Consider the following 8,807-nt stretch of genomic DNA (forward strand, 5'->3'; position numbering starts at 1 on the left):
ATTTCTTTTCGACGCCAGACGATGGTCGGCCGTCAGATTGGGGTCGCCAGCAGCGTCGCGATCCTGTGTGTGTCATAGACGCACATTCGGCTCACCAGCTTGGCTACGCCGTCATTGATTAGCAGGCGGTCGGCATATTTCCCGGCGTTGTAGATGCGAGTCTCACCGTCGTTGCGCGTCTGCAGCAAGGCATAACTTGCTTCGGCCGACACGGTATCCCCGTCGATCCCGGTCAAGACCGCTCGCGAAATCAGGTGACGGCTGAAATGCTCCGGAAAGACGTTGGCTCGGCGCAGCGCTACCACCCGATCGACCAGCATGCCCTTGCTGTCGCAATACATCACCGCGGCCGGCAGCCCGTTATCGACATTTTCGCGGGCGATCACCTGATAGAGACAATCGTCCACGAAGAACTCGGGCCACTCCTCAAGCCGGCCGTCATCCAGACACAGTCCGTAAGCGGCGTTCAGGGAATCCACGAGGCCTTGCAAAACAGGATCGACCATGCTCATGCCGATGCCTCCGCACTGACGGCAAGTGCATCGCCCATCAGGTTCAGATAGCCTTTCCAGAATCCGCGCACTGCGTTTTCGTCCATGCCCATCGGCGCGTAATAGCCGCGCACGTCGTCGCCCCCCATTTCGATGAAACTGTGCTTGCCTTCGGCCCCGACCGTGCCCTGCTGGCAAAGCTCGACCGCTTCACCGTCCTCCATCGAAATCAGTCCGGAAGGACCGACGAGGTTCAGGTTGCGCAGGCGGTGACGCGTGGTTTCCTCATCGTCGTCGGCATAGCCGAAATAGGTCCAGACCAATTCGGTCTTGTCGACGCCGTGAGTCACGATCTGGCGTGTCGCCAGGGTGTTCTGGATCTGCTGCAGCACGACCGACGGAAACAGCGACTGGATGTGCAAGCCGACATCGTCCTCGATCTCGGGCCGGAACTGCAACAGGCTTTCGTCCTGCAATTTGGCAGCGCCTTGCATTTCGCGATTGGCTTCATCGCCGAACGAGCCGTAATCGATGTCGCCCTTGGGCTTGGAGACGGTAAAGACGTTGTGAAAACCCTGCTCGGCCAATTCTCCGGCGCTGTCCTGGCTTTGCCGGTAAATGCCGAAGGTCGGATAGAACAGGTGGAGCAAGGCGCCGTGGTAGCTGTCACGGCTGTTTTCGGAGTAGAGCTTCCAGTTGCCCGCCATATATTGCCGGGAATAACCGAGCACCCTGATCGGGCGGTGAAAAACGCGGTCGATGTACTTGCGCATCACCGGGCCGAGAAAATCTTCAAGCGGCTCGATCTCGGCTGAAAAGGTGCCGAACACCATGCCTTTGTAACTCTCCACCCGGAGCTTTTCGAGCGAGTGATTGGCTGGATCGAAATCCTTGTCGTACCCCCCTACTCCCTTGAGGCCGCGCCGGAACGGCACGCCAACCAGTGTGCCTTCCGAATCGTAGGCCCATTGATGGTAGACGCAGACAAACGCGCCGTCGGCCTGGTTGCCGCGCAGCGAGCGACACACCGTTGCGCCCTTGTGCGCGCACCGGTTGACCCAGGCATGGATCTTGCCTTCCTGCCCGCGCACGAGCACCACCGGCGTTTCACCGACATGGGTCGCGCGAAAATCTCCGGCGTTGGGAATCTCGGCCTCAAGCCCAAGGTAGCACCAGGTGCGACCCTTGAAGACACTGCGCTGCTCGGAGGCGAAAATCTGCGTATCGTGGTAAACCTTGTAGTCCACCGCCGTTGGGAGCGAGGGCGCCCCCACTGGTGCCATGGCATTCATTGTGCGTCTCCCGAAAAACCCTGGCCCGATGCAAGCTGGCCGCAGGTGCGCATCGCGCTGAGCATCATCGCCGCGTCCGCCTGTCCGGTGCCGACGATGTCATAGGCGGTGCCGTGCGCAACCGACATGTGCAGATAGGGCGGCCCCATCATGATCACACAGTTGCCCGAAAAGCCCCAGGTCTTGACCGCAATGTGCCCCTGATCGTGGAACATCGCGAGGACCATGTCGTAACGCCCCTCGATGCACTGCCGGAACACCGAATCGGGCGCAATCGGGCCTTCCACGGCAATGCCCGCTGCCCGCGCCCGCTCGACCCCGGGAGCAATCGCAAGCCGGTCTTCGTCGCCCGTGGCGTGCGGGTTGAGCCCCGCCACGGCGATCCGCGGACGGGCGATACCCCACGACCGCATGGCATCGTTGACCTGCCCGATCGCCTTGGCCACGAGATCGGCGGTTATCACGTCGATCACCTGGCGCAGCGACATGTGATCGGTGAGATGCGCGACCCGCAAGGGTCCGGTCAGCAAAACCAGATAGCTTTCGCCAGGGGTCGGACTGATGACCTTGTCAAGTTTTCCGGCCATCTTGAGCGAACCGGTGCTGATCGGTCCCATGATCGTCGCGGCAAAGGACCCGTCCCGGGCCAGCGCATCGAGTTCGTCCAGCCATTGCGCCGAGGCATGACCGGCCACTTCGGTATCCTCGCCCAGCGGCAAAACGCCGTCCGGCAAGGCGCCGGTGTCGATCACGTCGATCACCCGGACATCGTCGCTCGGCCGTTCGAACGAACGCATCCGGCGCACCCGGGCCTTGACCCCGGTCATGTCGAGCGCACGCTCCACCGCCGCTGCCGAGCCAAGCAGCACCGGAATCGACACCTCGTGTACCGAACCGTCCGCGAGGGCCTTGACCGTCACTTCGGGTCCGATTCCCGCAGGATCGCCGATCATGGTCCCGACAACGGGACGCCCTGCTGTTGCTGCCATGGGTGGGTCAGATGCTGTAGACATCGAGCATGGTCTGCGCGAGGTCGTTGATGATCACGGTCTTCTTGCGCTTGATCACATAACTCCTGCCGGCAGGCTCGAGATCATAGAAGGCCGATCCGCTGTAGACGGTTACCGCCCCATCGAGCACGGATGTCACCGTCCACGATGTGCGCGCCCGCACCAGGCCATCGCCTTCTTCCGTCGATAGCAGCGTGAACACGTGCGAAGTGCGCGGCCCGGGCGTGCTTGCCGAGGACCGCCCGGTGCGAATGCGGAAAACCCGATCCTCCAGGCCGCCGCGATTGTGATAATAGATCAGCGAGATTTCGCGCTGCGGATCGGCGGTCAGGCGCTCGCGGTCATCCCACGCCGGCGCCCAGTATTCCGCGTCTTCGGCATAGAGCGACAGCCATGTGTCCCAGTCCTTGTCGTCGAGCGCTACTGCCTCGCGGCCAAGAAAACGGTGAACGGCAAGCCATTGCGTATCGGCAGCCGTCATCGCGCCAACTCCAGGTCGCCCTTGGCAATAAGTTCTGCAGTCTCCTGGTCGATTGCGGTGTTCATCCGGCTGATCCATTCGTCGTGGATTGCGACATAAAGTCCCTCGTCGGCCACCGCCGGGCTGCTCATCACCGCATCCACGGCGAGACCCGCGCCGAATTGACCGGCGTCTTTCTCCCACCGGGTCGCACCGCGCGACATGTCGTTCATCCGGCCTTCGCCGGCACCAAACCCGGCCTGACAGTTGTTGAATTCGGTCAGATCGTCCGGCGTCGCCATGCCGCTGGCATTGAAGAAGTCCTCGTATTGCCGGATCCTCAGGGCCCGTGCCGAGGCGCTTTCACCCACCGGAGCGATGCAATAGGTCGTGACTTCGGTCTCGTCGACGGAGATCGGCTGGATGATCCTGATCTGGGTGCTGGTCTGATCCATCAGGAAGACGTTGGGGAACAGCTGAAGATTCCGGATGCGTTTGTTCATCCACAGCGCCTTCTCCTCGCCATGGGTTTCCTCGATCCAGTCGAGGGCCTCGAAATTCGGCCGATCCCGGAAATTGGCGTAGTCGGCCCAGAGCACTGAATGCCCGTTATGGAAGGAAAAAGATCCGCCGTCCTGCCGGTTGAAATTTGAAAAGTCGATCGCCTTGGTGTCGTTCTTGGAGGCCCCCTCGACCCGACGCATCACCGTCATGAAGTAATTGGCGTGGACCGTTCCGACGTGATACCCGTCCAGACCGTTTTCCACCTGCATCTTCCAGTTGCCGCGATAGCGGTACCGCGTAGCGCCCGGCAGCACCTCCATTTCGCCTTGCTGAGACTGGTCGACCAACAGATCGATGAACGCCTTCGAGCCGGCCAGATATTCCTCGAGTGGCAAGACATCGGGAGACAGGCTGCCGAAGATGAAGCCGCGGTAAATTTCCAGACGGGCGATCCTGGGAAGTCCGAAATCGGCGCGGTCGAAGCCAGGCGCATAACCCCCCGCCCCTTCTTCGGTGACGTCGAGAAGGTCCCCTGCAGACGAGTAGGTCCAGCCGTGGAAGGGGCACATGAAATTCTTCTTGTTGCCGGCCTTTTCGCGGCAGACCTTGGCGCCGCGGTGGGCGCAGGCGTTGACCAATCCGCAGACAGTGCCCGTCCTGTCCCGAGTGATGATGACGGGCGTCCGTCCGATCTTGGTCGTCAGGAAATCGTGGGGCTTGGCGACCTGACTTTCATGCGCGAGAAAAATCCAGTTGCGCTCGAAAATATACTTCATCTCGATATCGAACAGCTCGGCATCGGTGAAGGCGGCGCGGTCGATCTGGAAGATTCCCCTAGCCTGGTCTTTCACGAGCCACGACTTCAGTCGCCGTTTGATCGCTTGCAAATCGGCAATCCGACCGACGCGCTTTTCTGCGGCTTCCATAACGCTCCACTCCCAAGATGCGAAAGCCGGATCGGTCGGCTGTCGCTGGATGACCGGGCACCTTGGCGGTGCTCCCAAACGCTGCCCCGCGCCGCCGCCCATCACGGGCGAATCGCTGGTTTGACGTTCTGCTGCGCATTCCTACACCAACAAATTTCCCGGTGCAACGTATTGCACCATGGAGAATTATCGACTAAATAGGTCGAGTCGGTCGGGTAAGCCCGACTACAACACAATTCGGTGATGACGGTCCCGCGCGACGCGGGCCGCGTCTTGGGAGAGAAGGCAAATGGTAGCAGTCACGGAACTCGGTTACCTCGGGTTGACCGTAACAAATCTCGATGCATGGCGCAGTTATGCTGCCGAAGTGGCCGGCATGGAGATTGTCGACGAGGGCGAAGGCGACCGCCTCTACCTGCGCATGGACCAGTGGCATCATCGCATCGTGTTGCATGCCTCCGACTCCGACGATCTTGCCTATCTGGGCTGGCGCGTTGCCGATCCGGTGGAATTCGACGCCATGGTGGCAAAGCTGACCGCCGCCGGAATCTCCTTGACGGTGGCAAGCGAGGCCGAAGCTCGGGAGCGGCGCGTGCTCGGTCTTGCCAAGCTGGCTGATCCGGGTGGGAACCCCACCGAAATTTTTTACGGGCCGCAAGTCGACACCCACAAGCCTTTCCATCCTGGGCGCCCCATGTACGGAAAGTTCGTGACCGGATCGGAAGGAATCGGGCATTGCATCCTGCGTCAGGACGATGTTCCCGCGGCGGCGGCGTTCTACGGACTGCTGGGGCTGCGCGGGTCGGTCGAGTATCACCTGCAGCTGCCCAACGGGATGGTGGCGCAGCCGTACTTCATGCACTGCAACGAGCGGCAGCATTCGGTCGCTTTCGGGCTTGGCCCGATGGAAAAGCGCATCAACCACCTGATGTTCGAATATACCGACCTCGACGATCTCGGCCTCGCGCACGACATTGTGCGGGCGCGCAAGATCGACGTCGCGCTCCAGCTCGGCAAGCATGCAAACGACCAGGCGCTGACCTTCTACTGCGCCAACCCGTCGGGCTGGCTGTGGGAGTTCGGCTGGGGTGCCCGCAAGGCCCCAAGCCAGCAGGAATACTACACCCGCGATATATTCGGTCACGGCAACGAAGCCGCGGGCTACGGAATGGATATTCCCCTCGGCTGATCATCCATTTGATCGCCGGTCCATAACCTAGATTGGAATTGCCAGACGCCATGTCGAACAAATTGCGCCTTTGCCAAGTAGCCTCCGTCAAGGACGGTGAACCGGTCGCGGTCTACCAGGAAAAAATGCCTGCGCTTGCAGTCTACAACGTCGATGGCGAAGTGTTCGTCACCGACAATCTTTGCACCCATGGCAATGCCATGCTGACCGATGGCTACCAGGACGGCACAATTATCGAGTGCCCGTTTCACGGTGGTTCGTTCGACATCGCCACCGGAGCTGCCAAGGCCTTTCCCTGCCAGATCCCCATCAAGACATACCCCGTCACGATCGAAGACGGCTGGGTGTGCATCGATCAACCGAAAGAGAGCGCCTGAATGCTCCTCGACACCCCTTCCCGCTATGAGCTGCAGCAGCTCACTTCCGAGCTCAACGCGCTCTACGCCGAACTCATTGACGATGATCGCTTGGAAGAGTGGCCCGAACTCTTTGTTTCGGACTGCGTTTATACCGTGATCTCGCGCGAGAACTTCGAGCGAAACATGGATTCAGCGGCGATCTATTGCGACAGCCGCGGAATGCTTGTGGATCGCATTGTTTCACTGCGCAAAGCCAATATCTTCCCGGTGCATGCCTACCGTCATATTCTCGGTCCGACCCGGATGGTTTCCACAACGGGAGCACTTGCAAAGACGCAAACCAATTATGCGGTCCTTATGACCCGTACTGACGGACACACAACAATCTACAATTCGGGCAAGTATATAGACGAGATCGACTTGTCGGGCGAGCGCCCCTTGTTTCGTTCGAAGATCGCCGTTTTCGATACCAACCTCATCGACACGATGATGGTTCGCCCGATTTAGTTCGCGACCAGGATTTTGATCATGACCGACACAGCTCTGCCAGACGAAAATACCTCGAGAACCGCAAACGGAACTGGTCGCCGGGTTCCCTACCGGGTTTTCACCGATCCGGAGTATCACGCGCGCGAGCAGGAAAAGATCTTCCAGGGCGAGGCCTGGTCCTTCGTCGCGCTCGAGGCAGAAGTGCCCGAGGCTGGCGATTTCAAATCAACCTTCATCGGAGAAACCCCGGTCATCGTCACCAGGGCCGCTGATGGCGCCGTTCATGTCGTGGTCAATCGCTGCGCTCATCGCGGGGCACTGGTATGCCGCGAACTGCGCGGCAATCGCCCCAATCTCGAATGTGTTTACCACCAATGGGCCTATGACCTCGCCGGCAATCTGATCGGGGTGCCGTTCCGCCGCGGTCTCAAGGGCCAGGGCGGAATGCCCGGCGATTTCGACATGAAACAGCATGGCCTCAAGCAGTTGCGCGTCGGGATCGTCGGCGGGCTTGTCTTCGCCAGCTTTTCTCAAAGCGTGGTGCCACTGAACGATTTCCTCGGCCCGCTGGTTGTCGAGCATATCAAACGGATCATGCACAAGCCGATCAAGGTTCTGGGCGATCAGCGGCAATATGTTCACGGCAACTGGAAGCTCTATGCCGAGAATACCCGCGATCCCTATCACGCCAGCCTTCTGCACCTGTTCCACAATACGTTCGGGCTCTACCGATCGACCCAGACCGGCAAGTCACTGATGGACAGCGAGAAGCGGCATTCGCTCCTTTATTCCATCGCCGCCAGCAACGACGATGCCGCCGACAAACAGGCCTATGGCGATTCCAGGACTTTCGATACCGAGTTCAAGCTTCAGGACATGTCGCTGCTCAAGGGCCGCCAGGAATTCGATGACGGCATTACCCTGGTTATCCTCGCGGTTTTCCCGAACCTGGTCCTCCAGCAGATTCAGAACACGCTCGCCGTGCGGCAAATCGTGCCAAAGGGACAGGAAGCGTTCGAGCTGGTCTGGACCCACTTCGGTTACGCCGACGACGATGCAGAAATGCAGGCAATCCGGCGCAAGCAGACCAACCTGATCGGTCCGGCCGGCCTGATCTCGATGGAAGACGGCGAAGCGGTGGAAATCGTCCAGAACGCCATTGTCGGCGAACAGCAGGCCACCTCGTTCATCGCGATGGGCGGTGGCCGCGCCGAGGATGCCGACCACCTTGTCACCGAAGGCGCCATTGTCGGCTTCTGGGACAGTTACGAGAAGCTCGTCGGCTTCGGGACCGCACGATGAGCCGCAAGATCGACTTCTATTTCGACTTCATCAGTCCCTTCAGTTACCTCGCGCAGCTGAAGCTCCCGGAAATAGCCCGCAAGGCCGGTTGCGAACTCCAATATTGGCCGATCGATATCCCCGAGGCGAAGATTGCGGCGGGGAACTACGGCCCGTCCAATCGCGAGGTGGTTCCGAAAATCAAGGTGATGATGGCGGACCTCAACCGGTGGGCCCACAAATATGACGCTCCCTTGCGTTTTCCGGCCAGCTTTGCCTGCAAGGACTGGAACTGCGCCACGCTCTACGCGCGCGAGCAGGGCAAAGCGGAAGCATACGTCGCTGCCGCTTACAATCTGATCTGGGGGCAGGGAATCGACCCAAGCGACCGCGAAGAACTGCGCGCCTGTGCAACAGAAGCTGGACTCGATCCAGAGGCGTTGACAGCCTTCGTGGACTCTTCACTTGGCCAGAATGAATATCGCAAGGCTCGCAGCCTAGCCTATCAGCGGGGAGTCTTCGGCGCGCCGTTAATGTTTGTCGACGATCAAATATTCTGGGGCAATGATCGTCTCGACTTTCTGCAGGAGTATCTATCTCAACAGAAGTAATTCTTAGAATAAGAAAATGCGGCGAGGGGAGAGGGAATGAAAGAACTTCAGATTAACTTGTTCGTAACTGCGGCTGCCGTCCTTGTGCAATCGCTTGTTCCTAGTGGTTTCCGCCTGACATAAGAGTCCGGTTCGGGATTCCCTTTGTTGCGTTCGCATGCGAGTCTGGCGCATGCGCACAGGAATATCGTTCAC

Annotated in this window: 10 protein-coding genes; 5 read left to right on the forward strand and 5 right to left on the reverse strand. The window is 59.8% G+C overall.

Annotated features, from left to right (window positions below):
- Positions 1-32: 32 nt before the first annotated feature.
- From QOL62_RS17305 to QOL62_RS17325, 5 genes are read right to left on the reverse strand one after another with little or no spacing between them, the layout of a single operon-like run.
- The gene (locus QOL62_RS17305; RefSeq protein ID WP_037508701.1) at positions 33-512 is read right to left on the reverse strand and encodes an aromatic-ring-hydroxylating dioxygenase subunit beta; all 480 of its coding nucleotides are present in this window, start codon (positions 510-512) and stop codon (positions 33-35) included.
- Positions 509-1,783 (reverse strand): aromatic ring-hydroxylating dioxygenase subunit alpha, encoded by a 1,275-nt coding sequence (locus QOL62_RS17310; protein WP_037508704.1) that lies wholly within the window; start codon positions 1,781-1,783, stop codon positions 509-511. The genes QOL62_RS17305 and QOL62_RS17310 overlap by 4 nt, the downstream gene beginning before the upstream one ends.
- A complete protein-coding gene (locus QOL62_RS17315; RefSeq protein ID WP_230588532.1) occupies positions 1,780-2,736 on the reverse strand; it encodes a PdxA family dehydrogenase in 957 nt (318 codons plus the stop codon). The genes QOL62_RS17310 and QOL62_RS17315 overlap by 4 nt, the downstream gene beginning before the upstream one ends.
- A gap of 43 nt (positions 2,737-2,779) precedes the next feature.
- Positions 2,780-3,274, reverse strand: a complete 495-nt coding sequence (locus tag QOL62_RS17320) for an aromatic-ring-hydroxylating dioxygenase subunit beta (RefSeq protein WP_025548174.1) — start codon at positions 3,272-3,274, stop codon at positions 2,780-2,782.
- Entirely contained in the window at positions 3,271-4,785 is a 1,515-nt protein-coding gene (locus QOL62_RS17325) for an SRPBCC family protein (protein ID WP_283407090.1), read from the reverse strand. Before QOL62_RS17325 ends, QOL62_RS17320 begins: the two co-directional genes overlap by 4 nt.
- A 187-nt stretch (positions 4,786-4,972) precedes the next feature.
- On the opposite strand from QOL62_RS17325, the gene bphC reads away from it, so the two are divergent.
- The 5 genes from bphC to QOL62_RS17350 are packed head-to-tail and all read left to right on the forward strand — an operon-like array spanning position 4,973 to position 8,612.
- A complete protein-coding gene (bphC, locus tag QOL62_RS17330) occupies positions 4,973-5,872 on the forward strand; it encodes a biphenyl-2,3-diol 1,2-dioxygenase (RefSeq protein WP_037508711.1) in 900 nt (299 codons plus the stop codon).
- A 50-nt stretch (positions 5,873-5,922) separates the two neighbouring features.
- A complete protein-coding gene (locus QOL62_RS17335; protein ID WP_025548169.1) occupies positions 5,923-6,249 on the forward strand; it encodes a non-heme iron oxygenase ferredoxin subunit in 327 nt (108 codons plus the stop codon).
- On the forward strand, positions 6,250-6,738 hold the full coding sequence (locus QOL62_RS17340) for an aromatic-ring-hydroxylating dioxygenase subunit beta (protein WP_025548168.1): 489 nt from the start codon (positions 6,250-6,252) through the stop codon (positions 6,736-6,738). It begins immediately after the preceding gene.
- A 21-nt stretch (positions 6,739-6,759) separates the two neighbouring features.
- Positions 6,760-8,022: an aromatic ring-hydroxylating dioxygenase subunit alpha gene (locus QOL62_RS17345; RefSeq protein WP_052076599.1), complete on the forward strand. Its 1,263-nt coding sequence runs from the start codon at positions 6,760-6,762 to the stop codon at positions 8,020-8,022.
- On the forward strand, positions 8,019-8,612 hold the full coding sequence (locus QOL62_RS17350) for a 2-hydroxychromene-2-carboxylate isomerase (RefSeq protein WP_037508713.1): 594 nt from the start codon (positions 8,019-8,021) through the stop codon (positions 8,610-8,612). Before QOL62_RS17345 ends, QOL62_RS17350 begins: the two co-directional genes overlap by 4 nt.
- Positions 8,613-8,807: the final 195 nt, after the last annotated feature.

It is taken from the genome of Novosphingobium panipatense (genome assembly GCF_900182875.1).
GTDB lineage: Bacteria > Pseudomonadota > Alphaproteobacteria > Sphingomonadales > Sphingomonadaceae > Novosphingobium > Novosphingobium panipatense.